General features: G+C 41.3%; 12 protein-coding genes, 1 tRNA gene and 3 rRNA genes. 12 read left to right on the forward strand and 4 right to left on the reverse strand.

Translation table 11 applies throughout. The annotated features are described in order from the left end of the window. The first annotated feature begins 16 nt into the window (after positions 1-16). The 12 genes from CIK00_RS07675 to CIK00_RS07735 all read left to right on the forward strand — a co-directional run bounded on the left by CIK00_RS07675 (position 17) and on the right by CIK00_RS07735 (position 19,274). Entirely contained in the window at positions 17-3,394 is a 3,378-nt protein-coding gene (locus tag CIK00_RS07675; protein ID WP_193435459.1) for a response regulator, read from the forward strand. A 746-nt stretch (positions 3,395-4,140) separates the two neighbouring features. Beyond that, complete coding sequence (locus CIK00_RS07685; protein ID WP_101768310.1) at positions 4,141-5,817, forward strand: ABC transporter substrate-binding protein; 1,677 nt, start codon at positions 4,141-4,143, stop codon at positions 5,815-5,817. 146 nt (positions 5,818-5,963) lie between these two features. Further along, positions 5,964-6,950, forward strand: coding sequence for an ABC transporter permease (locus CIK00_RS07690; RefSeq protein WP_101768311.1), 987 nt, complete (start codon positions 5,964-5,966; stop codon positions 6,948-6,950). 2 nt (positions 6,951-6,952) lie between these two features. Then, positions 6,953-7,981, forward strand: a complete 1,029-nt coding sequence (locus CIK00_RS07695; protein WP_101768312.1) for an ABC transporter permease — start codon at positions 6,953-6,955, stop codon at positions 7,979-7,981. Beyond that, a complete protein-coding gene (locus tag CIK00_RS07700) occupies positions 7,981-8,955 on the forward strand; it encodes an ABC transporter ATP-binding protein (RefSeq protein ID WP_101768313.1) in 975 nt (324 codons plus the stop codon). The genes CIK00_RS07695 and CIK00_RS07700 overlap by 1 nt, the downstream gene beginning before the upstream one ends. A 41-nt stretch (positions 8,956-8,996) precedes the next feature. Beyond that, entirely contained in the window at positions 8,997-9,992 is a 996-nt protein-coding gene (locus CIK00_RS07705; RefSeq protein WP_101768314.1) for an ABC transporter ATP-binding protein, read from the forward strand. Positions 9,993-10,124: 132 nt separating this feature from the next. Beyond that, positions 10,125-11,861, forward strand: a complete 1,737-nt coding sequence (locus CIK00_RS07710; protein WP_101768315.1) for a glycoside hydrolase family 9 protein — start codon at positions 10,125-10,127, stop codon at positions 11,859-11,861. Next, the gene (locus CIK00_RS07715) at positions 11,854-12,744 is read left to right on the forward strand and encodes a glucosamine kinase nucleotide-binding domain-containing protein (protein WP_101768316.1); all 891 of its coding nucleotides are present in this window, start codon (positions 11,854-11,856) and stop codon (positions 12,742-12,744) included. Before CIK00_RS07710 ends, CIK00_RS07715 begins: the two co-directional genes overlap by 8 nt. Positions 12,745-12,754: 10 nt before the next feature. After that, positions 12,755-14,683, forward strand: a complete 1,929-nt coding sequence (locus tag CIK00_RS07720) for a beta-N-acetylhexosaminidase (protein ID WP_101768317.1) — start codon at positions 12,755-12,757, stop codon at positions 14,681-14,683. Positions 14,684-14,724: 41 nt separating this feature from the next. Then, positions 14,725-17,130, forward strand: coding sequence for a GH36-type glycosyl hydrolase domain-containing protein (locus tag CIK00_RS07725; protein WP_101768318.1), 2,406 nt, complete (start codon positions 14,725-14,727; stop codon positions 17,128-17,130). A gap of 62 nt (positions 17,131-17,192) precedes the next feature. After that, positions 17,193-18,605 carry a phosphoglucomutase/phosphomannomutase family protein gene (locus CIK00_RS07730; RefSeq protein ID WP_101768319.1) on the forward strand — a complete coding sequence of 471 codons (1,413 nt, stop codon included), beginning with the start codon at positions 17,193-17,195 and terminating at the stop codon, positions 18,603-18,605. A 282-nt stretch (positions 18,606-18,887) separates the two neighbouring features. Beyond that, the gene (locus CIK00_RS07735; RefSeq protein ID WP_101768320.1) at positions 18,888-19,274 is read left to right on the forward strand and encodes a hypothetical protein; all 387 of its coding nucleotides are present in this window, start codon (positions 18,888-18,890) and stop codon (positions 19,272-19,274) included. A gap of 754 nt (positions 19,275-20,028) precedes the next feature. Here CIK00_RS07735 and CIK00_RS07750 read toward each other — a convergent pair. From CIK00_RS07750 to CIK00_RS07765, 4 genes are all read right to left on the reverse strand, one after another. Continuing rightward, positions 20,029-20,105, reverse strand: a tRNA-Asp gene (locus CIK00_RS07750). Positions 20,106-20,137: 32 nt separating this feature from the next. Next, positions 20,138-20,253: ribosomal RNA gene (rrf, locus tag CIK00_RS07755) — 5S ribosomal RNA — on the reverse strand. 50 nt (positions 20,254-20,303) lie between these two features. After that, a 5S ribosomal RNA gene (gene rrf / locus CIK00_RS07760) occupies positions 20,304-20,419 on the reverse strand. A 137-nt stretch (positions 20,420-20,556) separates the two neighbouring features. After that, positions 20,557-20,636: ribosomal RNA gene (locus CIK00_RS07765) — 23S ribosomal RNA — on the reverse strand; the annotation flags it as partial.

Here is a 20,636-nt window from a genome sequence, read left to right on the forward strand (position 1 = left end):
TTATTCAGGCACCGGAATGCAGAATACTAAACGCTTTAAACGTCTTCAGCACACGCTTATGCTGGCATTTTTAGTCCTCAGTATCACCCCATTGATATTGTCAGCACTCTATTTTCTTAATTCTCACACTAAAGATTTAGCAGAACAAAGCATCAACCACCTAGCTTCATTGCGTGATAATAAACATAAACAATTACAGAGTTTCTTTACGGCTAAAGAATCTGAAGTAAAAAGCTTTGCACGCTCAGAATTATCAAATAACAGCGGCGGAAGATTTTACGGTTTAGTCGGAGCATTCCATCAACTGGGTAATATTGACTCGCAACTTAACGCCCAAGGGCGAGCTAATTATTTTAATTTAACGTTAACCACAAAAGGTAATCAAAATTCCGATCGTGGATACATTGGTCACGAACGGTATCGATTAATGTTTAAGCGTTATAATGCCGTGTATAACGAGTACCTTAAACGTTCCGATTTCAAAGATATTATGTTGGTCGATATCTCAGGTGATATTGTTTACTCGGTTAAAAATCATGATCTTTTTGGTGTTAACCTATTAGCCAACAACACGTCACATCTTGCATTACAGCAAACATTTAAAGCCATTAAGACTAAAACAAAACAAAGTCAAAATAGCCCCGAACAAGTACCCGTCGTATTTACAGATTTTAGTGCTCATAGTCATAATAATGACACTACCGCTTGGTTTGCCGCACCGATCATTCAACAAGGCTATCTTCATAGTTATGTCTTTATGGAGCTTAGTAACAAAAAAGTCACTGAGCTCATTCAAGATAATACTAACCATATTCAAACGCTATTAGTCGGGAGCGATCATCAACTACGCTTTGAGACTAATTCACCATTACCAACACAATTACAAAGCCAAAGTATTGATCAAGCACTTGCGGGTAAATCAGGCATTGGTAGTTTTATCAACTACGAAAACATCCCTGTCTTAGGTGCTTTTTCTCCGCTGAAGATTCTAGGTCATCACTGGGCATTAGTAGTTGAATTTCCAGAAAAAGAAGCATTTGCGCGCATATTTGAATTAGAGAAAATTTTTGTCGCAGCCATGGTTACTGCCATTATTTTAGTTATTATTACTTCACATTGGTTATCTAACTCGATCACTGCACCGTTATTACGCTTAACGTGGGCGGCAGAAAAAGCCTCCGGTGGTGATTTAGAACAAAAAATTGATGGTACTGAACGCCGCGACGAAATTGGTCGTCTTGCGATCAGTTTTGCCCGTATGCAGCGTTCAATCAGTGAAAAAATCGGACTAATTAAGCAACAAAATAAAGAGTTAGAACATAATCTAACCATTATTCGCCAACAAAATAATGAACTGCAAACCGCAGATAAAATGAAAGATGAATTTCTTGCCACCACCTCGCATGAATTACGTACCCCATTACACGGTATGGTAGGAATTGCAGAATCGTTGTTAGCAGGTGCTAACGGCGCATTACATCAATCACAACGACGCCAATTAGAAATGATCATCAATAGTGGCCAACGCTTAACCACACTGGTTGATGATCTGCTTGATTACCATAAAATGCGCTATGGTGATCTCGATATCAACCATCAAGCAGTTGATATGTCGGTCGCTATTCGACTGGTATTAGAATTATCTAGCCACTTATTAGGTAATAAGCCGATTAGAATTATTAATCAAATACCAGCAGATCTACCGTTAGTCGATGCAGATGAACAGCGCCTAGAACAAGTGCTGTATAACTTAGTCGGAAATGCGATTAAATATACTTCTGAAGGTAAAATTATTTTATCAGCAACAGTATTAGAGCATCAATTACGAATTCAAGTGGTTGATACAGGACAAGGTATTCCCAGCGAACAACTGGAGCATATTTTTGAGCCACTCATTCAAGCCAATACTGGATCGGCAAATTACCGTCAGGGCGCTGGGCTTGGGCTATCGATTAGTCGTCAATTAGTTGAACTGATGGGAGGACGGTTATATGTCAGCAGTCAACAAATGGTCGGCACTACATTTAGTTTCACTCTAAATTTAGCCAATGCAAACCAAATAGCAGCAATGGCTGCCAATCCGAATAAAAATCATTTTAAAGCTCCGTTATTAAATACTGCTAATTATGATGCCTCCGATTTACCCGAAAACCCAGACGGTGAATTATTACTGATTGTTGATGACGAACCCGTCAACTTACAAATATTAACCAGTTTCTTACGCCTTGCTGGTTACCGAGTCCAAACAGCAGAAAGCGGCCCGCAAGCATTGGCATCAATCGCTGAACAACAACCCGATCTGGTTTTACTTGATATTATGATGCCAGAAATGAGTGGTTATGAAGTATGTACGATACTACGTAAAGATCACTCTCTATTAGCCCTTCCCATTATTATGTTATCAGCCCTTGGACAAATACAAGACCGCTTAAAAGGCTTTGAGTGTGGCGCGAATGACTACTTAACAAAACCATTTAATAAAGAAGAATTAATTGCGCGTATTCGTGCTTATTTACAGGCAGGAAAAACTGAAATTGAGCGCCAGAAAAATCACGCATTAGAGCAAGAAATTCACCGCCGCGAACAAGTTGAAATGGGACTAATTGAAACTCAAAGTCGCTTACTTGGATTACTCGACTCAACCAATGAGGCGATTATCTGTGTTCAGCAGGAAGGTCGAATTCGTTATGCCAACAGTGCTGCTGGTAAGCTATTTAAACGCGCGCCTGAGCTATTAGAACGCTATACCATTGACGATATTCTAGCGACCCCATTACCTGAAATTGTGGCTGATAATCATCATTTTAATGGTCATCTTAGCTATTACATTGGTGATCACAAACAACAGTTAATGACCGATGTGATCAACTTACCCGTTGAATCAGGCCTTAAACAAATGTTTGTCTTTGATAGCCAAGGGCCCTCTGCTGATCATCGTATTAATCTGCTTGAAAATGCGATTGATGTATTGTCTGAATTTGTATTTAATGGTGATAAAAATAACCTTCAACAACTGCGAGAGTTAGGAGGGGAATTCACCCGTTTAGCCGATAAATTAGGTGATGGTGAACATAATAAAACCGAAATAATTCGCCAATTATTAGTCGATGCCATGAAAGCGACCTTGGTATTCTGGGAAGCTGAATCACACAAAAGTAAGTTTGAATTAGCCGAAGAAAGTGGCTTATGGCGTGTTTATTTAGATCGCAGCACCCTTCAAACTCGCACCTTAGATAAATACCTTCAACTTGAAACACTGCCTAAAACACCCCGTTGGCGCACCGTAATAAATACCATGGATTACGTATTAGAACGCTGCCCACAATCAAATACAGCGCGCCAAGAACTGGTTGTCATACGCGATAAATTGCATCACATTATTAGTCATAATTAAATAAAGACACTCATCTAGCATTGCATTAAAAAGGCTCTCTAAGAGCCTTTTTTATCGCCTGAAGATACCGTATTAAATAACGGCCACACAACTGAACATAATCATGAGAAAAACAATCACCACGTATTGATTACTACATTATCCGCACTAACAATTAACCATAATTACTTTTTTAATACTCAAAATAATCACGGTTAAATCCGTATAAATGATCAATGTCACACTCTCATTAATGGTTAAAATTGAATCACATTCATCAAAAAATACCTTTATTTAGCTCTCAGAATAATTTTTTTTAGTTTATGAGAACCGAATCACAACAAACTAACACGTCAAATTTTACGCATAAAAATAAGCATAAAATATCATATGCGTTACATCACACCTTATTCTTTACAGAAAGAAATACCAATATAAACAGGGATATAAAGATAGTAAGCGCTAGCATTTGAAATGTAACAACACCTCTCATCTGTGATACTTAGCACGCTATTTACTAAATACTCAATCATATAAAACAGCAAAATTAACGTTTTTGACGGTAAATATATTAATTTTAACGTTTTTGACGGGCGACCACGTTGACGATTAGACCAATCCAGCCAATATTGAAGCCACTGAGAACCTACAAGGCCATTCAATGGTTCAGCGTTACTCAGTTCCAGTGAAGTAGGTTTACAGTGCTCCAATGACGGAGCTCATTTTTATTTCCATTAGTGAAACAGAGCTAAGAGTAAGGAACAGCTATGCTTGCCAATATAAACAAAACTAAGTTAGCACTTGCAGTCGTTGCTGCAGCAACCGCTTTTACAGCACCCGTTGCTACTGCATCAGAAAAAAGCCAGCTAACAATCGTGCCCGATTTTTACCCTACAATGGTACGTAACTTTAACCCGTTTTTAGCAACAAACCTTCGTACAACAACTGAGTTCGTTTATGAGCCATTGGTTATCTTTAACCAAATGCATGGTAACGAGCCTGTTATGCGTTTGGCAAAAGACTACTACATGTCTGATGACCTAATGAAGGTAACATTTGAAATTCGTGATGGCGTGAAATGGTCTGACGGTAAAGCCTTCACAGCTGAAGATGTTGTTTACTCTTTTGAGCTAGTAAAAGACAAGCCTGAACTTGACCAAATCGGTATCAACAAATGGGTTAAATCAGTTAAGCAAGATGGTAACAAGGTTATCTTTGATCTAACTGCAGCTAACTCAAACGTACCGTTTGAAATATCTAAAGTGCCTGTTATTCCGAAGCATATTTGGAGCAAAGTAAAGAACCCTACAACGTTCACTAACGAAAACCCTGTAGGTACTGGTCCATTTACAGAGATCGAGATATTTACTCCTCAGCTTTACGTTCAATGTCGTAACCCTAACTACTGGGATAACGCAAATCTAGACATTGATTGTTTACGTGTACCTCAAATTGCAAACAACGACCAACTACTAACGAAGATCATCAATTCTGAGCTAGATTGGACGTCATCATTCATTCCTGATATCGACAGCACTTATGCTGCAGCAAATCCAAACCACAAATACTGGTATCCTGCTGCTGGCACAATGTCATTCATGTTGAACTACAAAACGCCAAAAGCGGGTAACAACGAAGCCATCAATAATGTTGATTTCCGTCGTGCATTCTCTATGGCAATTGACCGTCAAACTATCATCGACATCGCGTTCTACGGCGCGGGAACACCAAACGATTACGCTTCAGGTCTAGGTGATAGCTTCAAGTCATGGTCTGACGAAGCGGTACATAATAAGTACAAAGCTTTCAATACATACAACATCAAAGGCGCTAAAGACCTTCTTACCAAAGCGGGCTTTAAAGACCTTGATGGTGACGGATTTGTTGAGTCACCAAAAGGTGAAAAAATTGAACTTGAAGTTCAATCACCAAACGGTTGGACTGACTTTAACAACACCGTACAGCTAGGTGTTGAGCAGCTTCAAGAAGCAGGTATTAATGCTAAAGCACGTACGCCTGATTTCGCTGTTTACAACGAGTCAATGCTAAAAGGCACTTACGATGTAGCATTTACTAACTACTTCCACGGTGCAGATCCACACTTATACTGGGACAGTGCATACAACTCACGTCTACAGAAAGGTGACGGTATGCCACGTTTCGCTATGCATTACTTCCAAAATGCACAGTTAGATTCGCTATTAGACAGCTTCTACAAAACAGCTGATAAGGGTGAGCAAATCAAGATTGCTCATAGCATTCAGAAAATCATTGCGGAGAACCAAGTAACAATCCCAATCATTTCTGGTGCTAACAACTTCCAATACAATGAAGGTCGCTTCACTGGTTGGTGGAACGAGAAGAACCCTAAAGGCCGTCCAATGGTATGGGCTGGTGTTCAAGAGCGTCTACTTCAAGTTCTAGACCTAAAACCAAAAGCATAATTTCTGCTTAAATTTGCGGTGCACGCCTTGTGCACCGCCTCTTCCCTCTAATCCTTTTTGCAATCAAAGGTATGGCGTTTGCGTCAGGGGGTTTTACGTCCTGAATTCAGCTCAGGAAGGCAAGCTGGATGTGTAAGGTGTGAGTTATGGGATTCTTTTTACGTCGTTTATCGTTTTATTTTATCGCGCTAATTTTCGCGGCAACGCTAAACTTTATTCTTCCGCGTGCGATGCCAGGTGACCCAGTTACCATGATGTTCGCAAACGCAACCGCACAGGTTACCCCTGAGCGTATCGCTGCTATGCAGAAACTATTAGGTTTTGTTGATGGTCCTTGGTATGAGCAATACTACACGTATATAGCAAACGTATTTACGTGGAACCTTGGTACTTCAATTAAATTTTACCCATTATCAGTAAATGATTTACTCGGTGGTGCAATTGGTTGGTCGCTATTTTTAGCGGGTTCTGCCGTTATTATTTCATTCTGTGTCGGTTCAGTTTTTGGTATTTTTGCAGCGTGGAAACGTGGCAGCAGTTACGATACTTTTATCTCCCCAGGAATGTTAGTTATTCAAGCCGTCCCGCCCGTTGTTATTGCAATGCTGGTAATGTTTACCTTTGCAATTGGCTTACAGTGGTTCCCAACAGGTAATGCATATACTGCTGGTCTTGTTCCTGACTGGAGCAGTTTTGCATTCTATAAAGATATACTTTATCACGCAGCCCTACCCCTTTTCTGTGCCACGATTATTCAAATTGGCGGCTTTCTAATTGGTATGCGTAACAACATGATTAACCTGTTAAACGAAGACTACATCACGATGGCTAAAGGAAAAGGCCTCAGTGAAAACCGGGTGGTATTCAACTACGCAGCACGTAACGCAATGCTACCAAGTGTGACAGCATTATCTATGGCGCTAGGTATGGCTATCGGTGGTCAGCTTATTATCGAAATGATTTTCAACTACCCAGGTTTGGGAACGGTAATGTTAAATGCTATCCATTCTCGTGATTATCAAGTACTGCAAGGTCAGTTACTGATTATGACGATGTTTATGTTGTTCTTTAACTTTATGGCCGACATCCTAATTGTTGCGTTAGACCCTCGTCTACGTAAAGGAGGCAAGTAATCATGAAAGCCTTATTTAAATTACTCTCTAGCAACCCTAAAGCAATGTTTGGTCTCGGAATTATTATTCTCTTTATTCTAGCAGCTGTATTTGCCCCCTTAATTACACAATATGAGCCAGATAAAAGAACTGGCAATCCACATGAATACCCTGCTTTTATTGTAAAAGCAGCACAAGATAATCCAGAGGGTTGGATTGCTACAAACTTAGCGACTAATAATCGTACGTTATTGATGTCAAAAGACGCCGATCACGTATTAGGTACATCACGCATGGGTCGTGATATCTGGTCTCAACTTGTTTATGGCGCACGTACTTCACTCGCTGTTGGCTTTGGTGCGGGTCTATTAGTCTGTTTCTTAGCAACGATTATCGGTATTTCAGCGGGCTACTTTGGTGGCCGTATTGATGAAATTCTCACGGCATGTATGAACATTATGTTGGTAATGCCACAGCTACCGATTCTATTTGTTATCGCAGCCTTCGTTGGCCAAGCAGGACCACTGACCATTGCCATTGTTATTGCTGTCACCTCCTGGGCATGGGGTGCTCGTGTAGTACGCGCTCAAACCTTATCGATTAGAGAAAAAGAGTTTGTAAAAGCTGCTGAAGTATTAGGTGAATCATCAAGCCGTATTATCTTTGTTGAAATTTTACCTAACCTTATCTCTATCGTGGGTGCAAGCTTCATCGGTTCAGTCATGTACGCCATTAACGTAGAAGCAACGCTTTCATTCTTAGGCCTTGGTGATCCAAACGGCATTAGCTGGGGTGTGATGCTATACAACGTTCAAACATCATCTTCAATGTTAGTCGGCGCTTGGTGGGAAGTATTAGCGCCTTGTATCGCACTGATATTTATCGCGATTGGCCTTGCTATGTTGAACTTTGCGGTTGATGAAATAGCTAACCCGCAGTTACGTTCACATAAAGGCATGCGCCGTTGGAAAAACCTTGCAAAAGAAACAGCAAAACAAGCACAACAGGTTGATATTATTCCTCAACCAGTACTAGAAGGCGGGACTAAATAATGACCGATCCACAAATCTCAATTCGTAATTTATGTGTTGATTATATTACAGACGCAGGTGATGTCCGTGCGGTTAACAATGTCAGTTTTGACATTGGTAAAGGTGAAATTTTTGGTCTTGCTGGTGAATCTGGTTGTGGTAAATCAACCATTGCTTTCTCCCTGATGCGCCTGCATAAGCCACCAGCATTCATTACCGGCGGTGAAGTGATTTTTGATGGTCATGGCGATATTTTAAAGAAAACGGAGATGGCAATGTCAGCCTTCCGTTGGAGTGAAATGTCAATGGTATTCCAAAGCGCGATGAACGCATTGAATCCCGTATTAACCATGGAAGAGCAATTTTGTGACGTAATCATGCGTCATACCAATATGAACCGTAAGCAAGCTATTCGCCGTGCTGAGGGATTATTAGAAATTGTTGATATTCACCCAAGCCGTTTACGTGATTATCCGCACCAATTCTCAGGTGGTATGCGTCAACGTTTAGTGATCGCCATTGCGCTAGCGCTTAATCCAAAGATGATCATCATGGATGAGCCAACCACAGCATTAGACGTAGTCGTACAACGTGAAATTCTACAAAAAATTTATGCACTAAAAGAAGAGTTTGGCTTCTCAATTTTATTTATCACCCATGATTTATCACTGATGGTCGAGTTCTCTGATCGTATCGGCATCATGTACTCAGGTGAATTAATTGAAGTGGCACCATCTAAGCAAATTCTTGAAACACCGTTCCACCCATATACCGAAGGCTTGGGAAGTTCATTCCCTCCATTAACAGGCCCTAAAACACGCTTAACAGGTATCCCAGGTAATCCTTTGAATTTACTTGAAATACCACAAGGTTGTCGTTTTCAAGCTCGCTGTGGGAAAACCCACCCCGCCTGTTTCAGCACCCCAACCCAGTTAAGCCAGATTGAACCAGGACGTTTATCAAACTGCCACCTATTTACCAATACAGGTAATTAGCAGCAACACATCGCATTTATAGGCAGTATTTAGGAGACACTATGAGCAAGCCTGTTGGAACACCGATTATCGAAGGCATAAATCTAATTAAAGATTTTTCGGTAAACAGTAACTCACTTAAAAAATCAAAGATGCGTGCAATTAACGATGTGTCTTTCAAAATGTACAAAAGCCGTGGCTTAGCTGTGGTTGGCGAATCAGGCTCTGGTAAATCAACCACCGCTAAAATGATTGCTAAAATGTACGCCCCTAGCGGCGGTAAAATTGATTATTATGGACGTGATATTCAGACCATTACTAGTCGTGATGATCTAATGAAATACCGTCAAGGGGTACAAATGGTATGGCAAGATCCGTTTGGATCTTTAAACCCTACTCATACTATTTTTCACCATATTGCGCGTCCATTACTGATCCACAATAAAGTCTCACCCGGTAATAAAAAAGAGCTTGAAGAAACCGTTTACAGCTTACTTGAGCAAGTGGGGTTAATTCCGCCAAAAGCAACAGCAGAAAAATTTCCCCACCAGCTTTCTGGTGGTCAACGCCAACGTGTTAACTTAGCCCGTAATATCGCAGTCGGCGCAGAAGTAGTACTGGCTGATGAACCAACCTCAATGCTTGATGTTTCCATTCGTGCGGGTGTTCTTAACCTGATGGAAGAGATGAAATTTGAGCGTGAAATGGCGCTACTTTACATCACACACGATATCGCAACAGCACGTTACATTGCTGAAGATCTTGCAGTTATGTATGTCGGTCACATGGTTGAATGGGGTGATACTGAACAAATTATCCATAACCCACAACACCCATACACCCAGTTATTAGTTTCAGCGGTACCCGATCCAAGCAAATCAATTCACACCAAACTTAAAGGTAATAAAGGTGAAATTCCATTATGGACGCCTGACAGTTTTGGGTGCCCGTTTGCGGGTCGTTGTATGCAGGTAACAGAGAAATGTCGCGAAAAATTACCTGAAATAACGCAGTTATCTGACAACCACTTTGTCCGTTGTTACTTATACGAAAACTAAGCAATAAAACTTAAGCTACAAAATTAAGCACTAATAACACTTTTACTTTTATTTCCATGTTATTTGTCGCACCAGCCGTTCAGTGATGGTTCCCACAAGGAGCCATCACTTATTAGCGACATTGGAGGCCTTATGCAGCTGTTAATTAATCACCTTGGTTATGAACGCTTTAATACAAAGCACGCTTTATTACAAACAACCTCTCAAACACTATCAGGTCAAGCCGAATTAGTGTGCAATCATACTAACCAAACTATTATGCAACTGCCAATAACAGCATGTGGCACCACCGCACAATGGCATACAGGCAATATTTACCAGATTGATTTTTCTGCTTGCCAAGATGCAGGCGAATATCGCATTCGTTACACCAATATTGAATCAACGGTTTTCAGCATTGCTGAAGGCCTATTAATGCAACGTACTTTCAGTGATGTTCTACATTATTTCAAATCACAACGTTGTAGCGGCATTTATGATCACGCAGACAGCCAAGCGCGATTACTCAATAGCGAGACTCAAGTTGATGTTCATGGCGGTTGGTATGATGCATCAGGTGATGTTAGTAAATATTTAAGTCATCTTTCTTACGCCAATTATCTTAATCCCCAGCAGATACCGATGATTGTTTGGAACATGCTCAAAGCTTATGAAATCGCAGAAGATCAACCTGATGTTGCCGATTTCACCCGCGTACGTTTATTAGAAGAAGCATTATTTGGCGCTGACTTTTTAATGCGTATGCAAAGTGATGACGGTTTCTTCTATATGACAGTATTTGATAAATGGAGCAAGTCGCCAACACAACGTGATATCTGCGCTTATGCAACCCAAGATGGCGTCAAAACGGATGACTACCAAGCCGGTTTCCGCCAAGGTGGGGGCGTTGCAATTGCAGCATTAGCCGCAGCCGCTCGAATAACAACCTTACCGTCTTGTAGCCGTATTCCCCATAATGACAACGTACAAAGTGAGGCATATTTGCAAGCAGCAGAACGTGGCTATTGGCATTTAAAACAACACAATATCAATTATCTCAATGATGGTACTGAAAATATCATTGATGAATACTGCGCATTATTAGCCGCAGTTGAGCTTTACCGAACTACATTACAGAATCGTTACTTAACGGAGATGCGTGAGTGGGCGCACCGTTTAAGCCAACGTCAAATGTCAGATCAACACATTAACCACTACTGGTCAGCAACCGCTGATGGTAGCCGTCCTTATTTCCATACCGCAGAAGCAGGCTTACCTGCGATTGCCTTAATGCAATATTTAGCCGCAGAGCCGGAAACAAAACAGCAGCAACAATTACACCCAATACTGGTGAATGCACTTACTTTTGAATTAACGTTAACCGCTGAAGTTAACAACCCGTTTGGCTATCCACGCCAATACACTAAGGCTGTTGATGGCGATAAACAAACCGCTTTCTTTGTCGCCCATAACAATGAATCAGGCTATTGGTGGCAAGGTGAAAATGCTCGAATCGCCTCTTTAGCAAGCATGGCATTTATGGCACAAGATCACCTCACTGATGCCGCATTAAAGCAACAATTAATGCACTATGGTCAGCAATTGATGAATTGGATTTTAGGCTTAAATCCATTTGATATGTGCATGTTAGATGGACATGGCCACAATAACCCCGATTACCTTCCGCAGCTTGGTTTTAGCAATGCTAAAGGCGGTGTTTGTAATGGCATTACTTCAGGTTTTGAGAACGAACAAGATATTGCCTTTAATCCAGCAGCACAAAAAGATGACATGTTACAAAATTGGCGCTGGGGAGAGCAATGGATCCCTCATGGTGGTTGGTATTTATTAGCTACTACGCTGCAATTTAAGGAACGTCACCATGGTTAATTTCCCTTATCGTTATCTCGTGGGTATTGATGGTGGTGGCACTTCTTGTCGCGCTCGTATTTGTGATTTAGATGGCAATATTTTAAGTGAAGCCAAAACGGGTAGCGCTAATATTTTGCTTGGTAGTGACATCGCCATGGCATCAATTCAACAAGCGATTACCCTTGCAGCTCAACAAGCACAATTAACTACCGCTGATTATCCAACGATGTCTGTCGGGTTGGCACTGGCTGGCGCGGAACAACAACAAGCTTGGCATGCTTTCATGCAACAACCTCACCCTTATGGCGCGATCACATTAAATACTGATGCTTACGGTGCTTGTTTAGGGGCTTGGGGCGGTAAAGATGGCGCGATTTTAATTGCAGGGACTGGCTCTTGCGGCATTTTACTGCTGAATGGCAACCAACATATTGTCGGCGGACGTGAATTTCCTATTTCAGATCAAGGTAGTGGAGCCGTGATGGGGTTGCACCTAATCCAACAAGTGCTACTCAGTGTTGATGGTATCGTGCCAAAAACAGAATTAGCCCACCATGTATTAACCCATTTTGATCATGATATTGATGCCATTGTTAGCTGGTCAAAAACAGCTCGACCTTGTGATTATGGTCAATTTTCACCGGCTATTTTTAGCTTTGCTGAACGCAATGATCCACTCGCTATCTCACTGCTACAACAAACAGCTGCTGATATTGAAATGTGGATGCAAGCATTAATATTCCGTGGCGCGCACAACATTTGCCTAATGGGAGGCATTGGTGAACGTATTCAAGCATGGCTAACCCCACCAATGCAACATCGTCTAGCGACACCACAGGGTGATGCAATGGATGGTGCCATTGCAATGACGCGCAGCAATCACAATTTATTTGTACGTTAGGGAAGTATAAATGACTTATCGTCTTGATTTTACAGTAATAGAAAAATATGAAGGCTATTGCCGCTATGCATTAAGTTTACATAACTTAACCGACCAAGCACTGCATGGATGGTCACTGTATTTCTTTATAAGCCGCTGCATTGATCCGGCCTCCGTATCTGTGGGTAATATTAGCCAAATAGGTAGCTACAGTTGCCTATCACAATTACCGCCGTTAGCGGCTAATGGGCACTTTTACACTGAATTTACCATGAAAACCATGCCATTTAATCTTCATGATGATGGTATTCGTGAAGCCTTTATTGCACTTGATAATGATCAGCATCAGATTACGCCATTAAAAGTTTACACCACCGCGATTAACTTAGATCAAGAGTCGATCGAGCGTTACTGTACCCCATTACCTAACGTCGGTTGTGATATTGCATTAATCCCACAACCTAACCAGTTAACTCGTCTTCACGGTGAATTCGTTTTTAATCAAACCACCGCAATTGAAACCCCGCCAGCTTTAGCACAAGGGGCGATCAATTGGTTAAGTGCTGAATGTAAAAAACATTTTAATGAAACAATGCCTATTCACCCTCAGGGAAATATTCATTATCAAGTCAGTAATGACATTATCGAACACGGTTATCAGTTATTGATCGAAACCGATAATATTTGGATCCAAGCCAGTTCCTCAACAGGATTTGTGCATGCGACTTCAACATTATTACAATTGTTACCTAACAGTCCCAGTCATACCTCCAATGCGACTTATTGCGTGCCTATGGTAGAAATCACCGATCAGCCACATTATGGCTATCGTGGCATGATGCTTGACTGTGGTCGTCATTTTCACCCCGTCGATCGTATTAAACATCTATTAGATCATCTTGCGCGTTATAAATTTAATACTTTCCATTGGCATCTCACTGATGATGAAGGTTGGCGTATTGAAATTGATGCCTACCCTCAATTAACAGAAATTGGTGCATGGCGTGGCCCTAATGAAATTATCGCCCCACAATTTAGTCATATTGATCAACGTTATGGTGGTTTCTATACCAAGCAAGACATTCGCGATGTGATTGCTTACGCCAGCGATCGCGGTATCACTATTATTCCTGAAATTGATATGCCCGGTCACTGCCGCGCCGCCATTTTATCCTTGCCTAAACTATTAAAAGATCCTGATGATCATTCGGTATATCGCAGCATTCAAAACTACCCTGACAATGTTTTATCACCAGCATTGGCAGGTACTTACACCTTTATTCAAACAGTATTAGATGAAATTTGTGCTCTATTCCCTGCCCCATTTGTACATATTGGCGCAGATGAAGTACCAAAAGGGGTGTGGTCTGACAGTGCCGCTTGCCAACAATTAATGGCCGACAATAACTACCACGACCCCATGGAACTCCAAGGGCATATATTACGTTTTGCTGAACAAGTATTACGCGAAAAAGGCAAACGGATGATGGGTTGGGAAGAAGCGACCCATGGTAATAAAGTCAGCAAAAACACCGTAATTTATTCTTGGCTTAGTGAAGAAGCAGGCCTTGAATGCGTTAAAAATGGGTTTGATGTGGTAATGCAACCCGCACAATCTACCTACCTCGATCTAGCCCAAGGTTACTCAGCAGATGAAGCAGGCGTCGATTGGGCAGGTAAATTACCACTGGATAAAGTTTACAATTATCACCCACTTAGCATGATCGCTGCGGAAAATTCTGAGCGACAGCACATTTTAGGTATTCAAACAGCACTTTGGTCAGAATTAATAAATAACCAAAGTCGATTTGAATATATGATTTATCCGCGCTTATTAGCGGTATCGGAGATCTGCTGGAGCAAACCACAACATCGTAACTGGGATGACTTTAAAGCTCGCTTGAAAGGTCAACTTAACTATCTAGACAAGGCGGGTATTAATTACCGCCACTGTGAATAACCACGCACACAGTAAAGTGAATATTTTAAGGATTAGAAATAATGAAATACGGTTATTTTGACAATAGCAACAAAGAGTACGTTATCACTCGACCTGATGTCCCAGCACCATGGACGAACTACCTTGGTACCGAAAAGTTCTGTACGGTGATTTCACAAAATGCAGGTGGTTACTCTTTTTATAAGTCACCAGAATATAATCGCGTTACTAAATTCCGTCCCAACGCGACATTTGATCGCCCAGGACACTATGTTTATTTACGTGATGATGCGACAGGTGATTACTGGTCTATTTCATGGCAGCCAGTCGCTAAAAGTCTTGATGAAGCGAAATATGAAGTGCGTCACGGCTTGTCATACTCAAAATTTGCGTGTGAATACAATGGCATTTCAGCTCAGAAAACCTTATTCGTGCCAATTGGTGAAGATGCTGAAATTTGGGATGTTGTCCTGAAAAACACCACAGATGAAGTGCGTACTATTAGTGCATTCTCTTTTGTTGAATTCTCTTTCAGCCACATTCAATCTGATAACCAAAACCATCAGATGAGCCTTTACTCTGCGGGCACTTCTTACCAAAATGGTGTGATTGAATACGATCTTTACTACAACACTAACACTAAAGAAGGTTACTACTACTTAGCATCAAGTTTCGACCCTGATAGCTATGATGGTCAACGTGATACTTTCATTGGTGCATACCGTGATGAGTCAAACCCAATCGCGGTTGAAAACGGCCATTGTTCTAATCACGTGCAAACCTGTTACAACCATTGTGGTTCACTGCACAAGCAATTTACCCTTCAACCGGGTGAAGAAGTGCGCTTTAACTACATTCTAGGTATTGGTAAAAACGAAGGCCAACGTCTACGTCAAAAATACCAAGATAACGCTGTTGTTGATGCTGCATTTGCTGAAATCAAACACCACTGGGAAAGCCGTTGTAACAAGTTCAAGGTTACCTCGCCAAACGAAGGCTTAGATACCATGATCAACACTTGGACGCTATATCAAGCTGAAACATGTGTTGTATGGTCTCGTTTTGCTTCATTTATCGAAGTCGGTGGCCGTACAGGTCTTGGTTACCGTGATACCGCTCAAGATGCTATCTCAGTACCACATTCAAACCCAGCAATGACACGTAAACGCTTAGTTGATCTGCTTCGTGGTCAAGTTAAAGCAGGTTACGGTTTACACCTATTTGATCCTGATTGGTTCGATCCTGAAATGGCCGATGTTAAACCATCAAAATCACCAACGGTTGTTCCAACCCCAAGTGATGCCGATAAGATCCACGGTATTGATGATACGTGTTCAGATGATCACTTATGGCTAGTACCCACTATCTGTAAATATGTGACAGAAACGGGCGAAGAAAGCTTCCTTGATGAAGTGATCCCATTTGCTGATGGTGGCGATGCAACTGTTTATGATCACATGAAAGCAGCACTTGATTTCTCCGCTAAATATGTGGGTCAAACAGGTATCTGTAAAGGTCTACGTGCCGATTGGAACGACTGCCTAAACTTAGGTGGCGGTGAATCAGCAATGGTATCGTTCCTTCACTTCTGGGCACTACAAGAATTTATTCAACTGGCTAAATACCAAGGTAAAACAGCCGATATTGAAAAATACACTGAAATGGCTGCCAATGTTCGTGAAGCCTGTGAAACCCATTTATGGGATGACGAAGGTGGCTGGTACATTCGTGGTTTAACCAAAAATGGCGACAAGATAGGCACCGCACAACAAACTGAAGGTCGTATTCATCTTGAGTCAAATACTCTTGCTGTTCTATCTGGCATGGCATCACAAGATCGTGGTGAACAAGCAATGGATGCGGTTGATGAAAACCTTTACTCAGAGTTTGGCTTACACCTTAATGCACCATCATTCTCAACCCCTAACGACGACATTGGTTTCGTAACCCGTGTATACCAAGGTGTTAAAGAAAATGGCGCTATCTTCTCACATCCAAACCCTTGGGCATGGGTAGCAGAAGCAAAACTAGGTCGTGGCGACCGTGCAATGAAATTCTATGATGCACTCAACCCATACAACCAAAACGACATGATTGAAACGCGTCTGGCTGAACCCTATTCTTACGTGCAATTTATCATGGGTCGTGATCACCAAGATCATGGTCGAGCAAACCACCCATGGTTAACAGGTACGTCTGGTTGGGCTTACTTTGCCGTGACTAACTTTATTCTAGGTATTCAAACAGGCTTTGATGGTTTAACTATTAATCCATGTATTCCAACTGAATGGCCAGGATTTGAAGTCACGCGTGAATGGCGTGGGGCAACGTACCATATTAACGTTACTAACCCAGATCATATTAGCAAAGGCATCAAATCTATTATGATCAACGGTCAATCAGTAGAGGGCGCAATAGTCCCTCAAGCTGAAGGCTCTGTGAATACTGTTACGGTAGTAATGGGCTAATCACTTTTCGGGGAGTCAATATACTCCCCATTTTATTTTGCGAGAGAAAAAGGAGTTCCTCCATGATTCAATTTGGAACCGGTGGTTGGCGTGCCTTTATTGGTGAAGAGTTTACTCAAGCTAATGTACGTTTAGTAGCGCAAGCTATTGCTAACATCATGATCACAGAATCAGTAACAGAAAATGGTTTTATTATCGGCTATGACCGTCGCTTTTTATCAGATAAAGCCGCGACATGGTTTGCTGAAGTATTAGCGGGAAATAATATTAAATGTAGTTTTATCAATCGCTTTGTGCCGACACCCATTGTGATGTTTAAAGCCAAACAAACAGGTGCAACTTACTCTGCTTGTATTACGGCCTCGCATAACCCTGCGGACTATAACGGCATTAAAGTCTTTATCGAAGGCGGACGTGATGCTGATGAAATCATTACTCAAAAAATTGAGCAACAAGTAGCGGTTCTAACTGCCGCTGATGTTAAACATGTTGATTTTGAACAAGCACAACATGATAAATTAATTGAAATCATCAACCCAATGAACGAGTTTGTTGACTCGGTTATTGCCTTACTTGATTTAGAAGCCATTAAACAAGCTAACTTACGTGTTCTTATTGATCCAATGTTTGGTGTTGCAAAAAATGCCCTCCAGACAGTATTAATTACCGGTCGTTGTGATGTTGATGTTATCAACGATGGTGAAAATCCAGGCTTTGGTGGCTTAATGCCATCACCAAGTGCAGCAACACTTTATCGTCTTAAACACCTAGTCGCTCAAGAAGGCTATGACATTGGTATCGGTACTGATGGCGATGCTGACCGTTTAGGCATCATTGATGAAAAAGGTAACTTTATTCATCCAAATGAAGTGCTATTGCTGCTGTATTACTACTTATTAGAATACAAAGGCTGGAAAGGTTCAGTGGTACGTAATATCGCCACCACCCATTTACTTGATAAAGTCGCTGCGGCTTATGGTGAAAAATCATTTGAAGTACCGGTTGGCTTTAAACATATCAGTTCTCAAATGGAAGCCGATGACTCATTACTTGGCGGTGAAAGCTCTGGGGGCCTCACTATTCGTGGTCACATAAAGGGTAAAGATGGCATCTTCGCATCAAGCTTACTCGTTGAAATGATCAGCTCAACCGGTAAAAAATTATCTGAGTTACTAGATGAAATTTATGGCCGTTTTGGTTATGCCTATACCGCCGAAGGTGACTGTACCTTTAAAGCCGCAGAGCGTGAGCGTCTTTATAATAAAATTTATATCGAAAAATCACTGCCTGAATTTGATTATGAAATCGAAAAAGTCAGCTATGCCGATGGCGCCAAGGTTTACTTTAAAAATGGTGGCTGGGCGATTGCACGTTTCTCTGGCACAGAGCCTTTACTGCGTTTATTTGTAGAAATGGAAGATCAAACTCAAGCAGAAGCTGTTTTATTACAATTTAAGCAATTTCTTGCGATATAACAGTTAGTTATTTTCATTGCTAAGTCCTAGTAACACGCCTTATAGCTGTTACATTGTGCAGATCAGTTGTTATGATCTTTGCCACAGGGTAGTCTTCTGGCTACCCTTTTATTTGTTACATTCCCACAAACTCACAGTTAACAATAACCAATTATTAATCACATTTTACATCATTACTGTTATCAATTAACCAAAAAATGCATCACATCACATACAATTATCCAATTAAAGTCCATCCTTATCTCACCAAATAAAACTTTCTGCGTAAGGTAAGGAGTTATTATGAAAAATGCCATCATTGCTATCACCATGATTGCGCTAGCTATTTTATTTAGTGAACATTTTCATTCATTCTCAGTTGGATTTACACTAGCGATTATCGCTGTCAGTTGTAGCTACTTCATTGCTTACCAAGCCATCCGTCGACCACAATATACAATGAGTTTTTTAGTTGTCGCCGTACTGACTAAATTAGCAATTACTGTTACGGGTGTTATTTGGGTATTTTCAGCCAATATTATTCATTCTCCGATTACTTTTCTGGTTGCCTACGCCCTTTTCTCTGTCGCTATTACTTATTTTATTTCACGTTATCGGTCACATCGTCGAGATATTAGTGACCAACAGCAACGTGAAATTTTTCACACCGGTCTCTATGAATTAAAGTAGTTTTCTACAGACGAAAAAAAACCTGAATCGTTAGATTCAGGTTTCTTTCTAAAAAGGTGAAGTGAACGGGATTTACCATAGCTAGCATTACAACCAGAGCATCAGCGCGGCCATTTTCCATCAAATAATAGTCGTGACTGGCCGCTAAGCTTCCCAATAGAAAGTTAACCAACTGAACTACCACACTATCGTTACCATTTCCTACAGACGAAAAAAACCGAATAGTTAGATTCAGGTTTCTTTCTAAAAATGTGAAGTGGACGGGATTTACCATTCCGAACATCAGTACGACCCTCGGCATGATAGGCCGCTAAGCTTCCCAATAGAAAGTTAATCAACTGAACTACCTCGCTATCGTTACTATTTCCTACAGACGAAAAAAAACCTGAATCGTTAGATTCAGGCTTCTTTCTAAAAATGTGAAGTGGACGGGATTTACCATTCCGAATATCATCACGACCCTCGGCATGATAGGCCGCTAAGCTTCCCAATAGAAAGTTAACCAACTGAACTACCACGCTATCGTTACTATTTTCTACAGACGAAAAAAAACCTGAATCGTTAGAGTCAGGTTTCTTTCTAAAAATGTGAAGTAGACGGGATTTACCATTCCGAACATCAGCACGACCCTCGGCGTGATAGGCCGCTAAGCTTCCCAATAGAAAGTTAATCAACTGAACTACCTCGCTATCGTTACTATTTCCTACAGACGAAAAAAAACCTGAATCGTTAGATTCAGGTTTCTTTCTAAAAATGGCGGAGTGGACGGGATTCGAACCCGCGACCCCCGGCGTGACAGGCCGGTATTCTAACCAACTGAACTACCACTCCGCAGTGTCTATTCAGCAATTAAGCAATTTGAAACTTAGCAATGTCCTACTCTCACATGGGGAGACCCCACACTACCATCGGCGCTACAACGTTTCACTTCTGAGTTCGGCATGGGATCAGGTGGTACCGTTGCGCTATGGTCGCTAAGTAAATTCTGTGTCTATTACTGTTAATAAATAACAATAATATAAATTTGAAGCCTGGCGATGTCCTACTCTCACATGGGGAGACCCCACACTACCATCGGCGCTATTACGTTTCACTACTGAGTTCGGCATGGGATCAGGTGGGTCCATAACGCTATGGTCGCCAAGCAAATTCTGTTTTATTTATCGCCTTATGGCAATAAATAGCAATCTGGAAAAAATCTGACTAGTTGTTCTCACACTCATTCAAGCGTTTGTAGAGTCCGTCTCTTCTCTTTAGAGAAGAAAAACCCCTTGGGTGTTGTATGGTTAAGCCTCACGGGCAATTAGTATCAGTTAGCTCAATGCCTCGCAGCACTTACACACCTGACCTATCAACGTTGTA

Source organism: Photobacterium carnosum (genome assembly GCF_002849605.1).
GTDB classification, from domain to species: Bacteria; Pseudomonadota; Gammaproteobacteria; order Enterobacterales; family Vibrionaceae; genus Photobacterium; species Photobacterium carnosum.

What these genes read in the sequence shown, in the direction of transcription:
- CIK00_RS07675 (WP_193435459.1), top strand. Translation starts at nt 17, where the DNA reads ATGCAGAATACTAAACGCTTTAAACGTCTTCAGCACACGCTTATGCTG.
- CIK00_RS07720 (WP_101768317.1), top strand. Translation starts at nt 12,755, where the DNA reads ATGACTTATCGTCTTGATTTTACAGTAATAGAAAAATATGAAGGCTAT.
- CIK00_RS07735 (WP_101768320.1), top strand. Translation starts at nt 18,888, where the DNA reads ATGAAAAATGCCATCATTGCTATCACCATGATTGCGCTAGCTATTTTA.
- CIK00_RS07730 (WP_101768319.1), top strand. Translation starts at nt 17,193, where the DNA reads ATGATTCAATTTGGAACCGGTGGTTGGCGTGCCTTTATTGGTGAAGAG.
- CIK00_RS07700 (WP_101768313.1), top strand. Translation starts at nt 7,981, where the DNA reads ATGACCGATCCACAAATCTCAATTCGTAATTTATGTGTTGATTATATT.
- CIK00_RS07715 (WP_101768316.1), top strand. Translation starts at nt 11,854, where the DNA reads ATGGTTAATTTCCCTTATCGTTATCTCGTGGGTATTGATGGTGGTGGC.
- CIK00_RS07695 (WP_101768312.1), top strand. Translation starts at nt 6,953, where the DNA reads ATGAAAGCCTTATTTAAATTACTCTCTAGCAACCCTAAAGCAATGTTT.
- CIK00_RS07725 (WP_101768318.1), top strand. Translation starts at nt 14,725, where the DNA reads ATGAAATACGGTTATTTTGACAATAGCAACAAAGAGTACGTTATCACT.
- CIK00_RS07705 (WP_101768314.1), top strand. Translation starts at nt 8,997, where the DNA reads ATGAGCAAGCCTGTTGGAACACCGATTATCGAAGGCATAAATCTAATT.
- CIK00_RS07685 (WP_101768310.1), top strand. Translation starts at nt 4,141, where the DNA reads ATGCTTGCCAATATAAACAAAACTAAGTTAGCACTTGCAGTCGTTGCT.
- CIK00_RS07690 (WP_101768311.1), top strand. Translation starts at nt 5,964, where the DNA reads ATGGGATTCTTTTTACGTCGTTTATCGTTTTATTTTATCGCGCTAATT.
- CIK00_RS07710 (WP_101768315.1), top strand. Translation starts at nt 10,125, where the DNA reads ATGCAGCTGTTAATTAATCACCTTGGTTATGAACGCTTTAATACAAAG.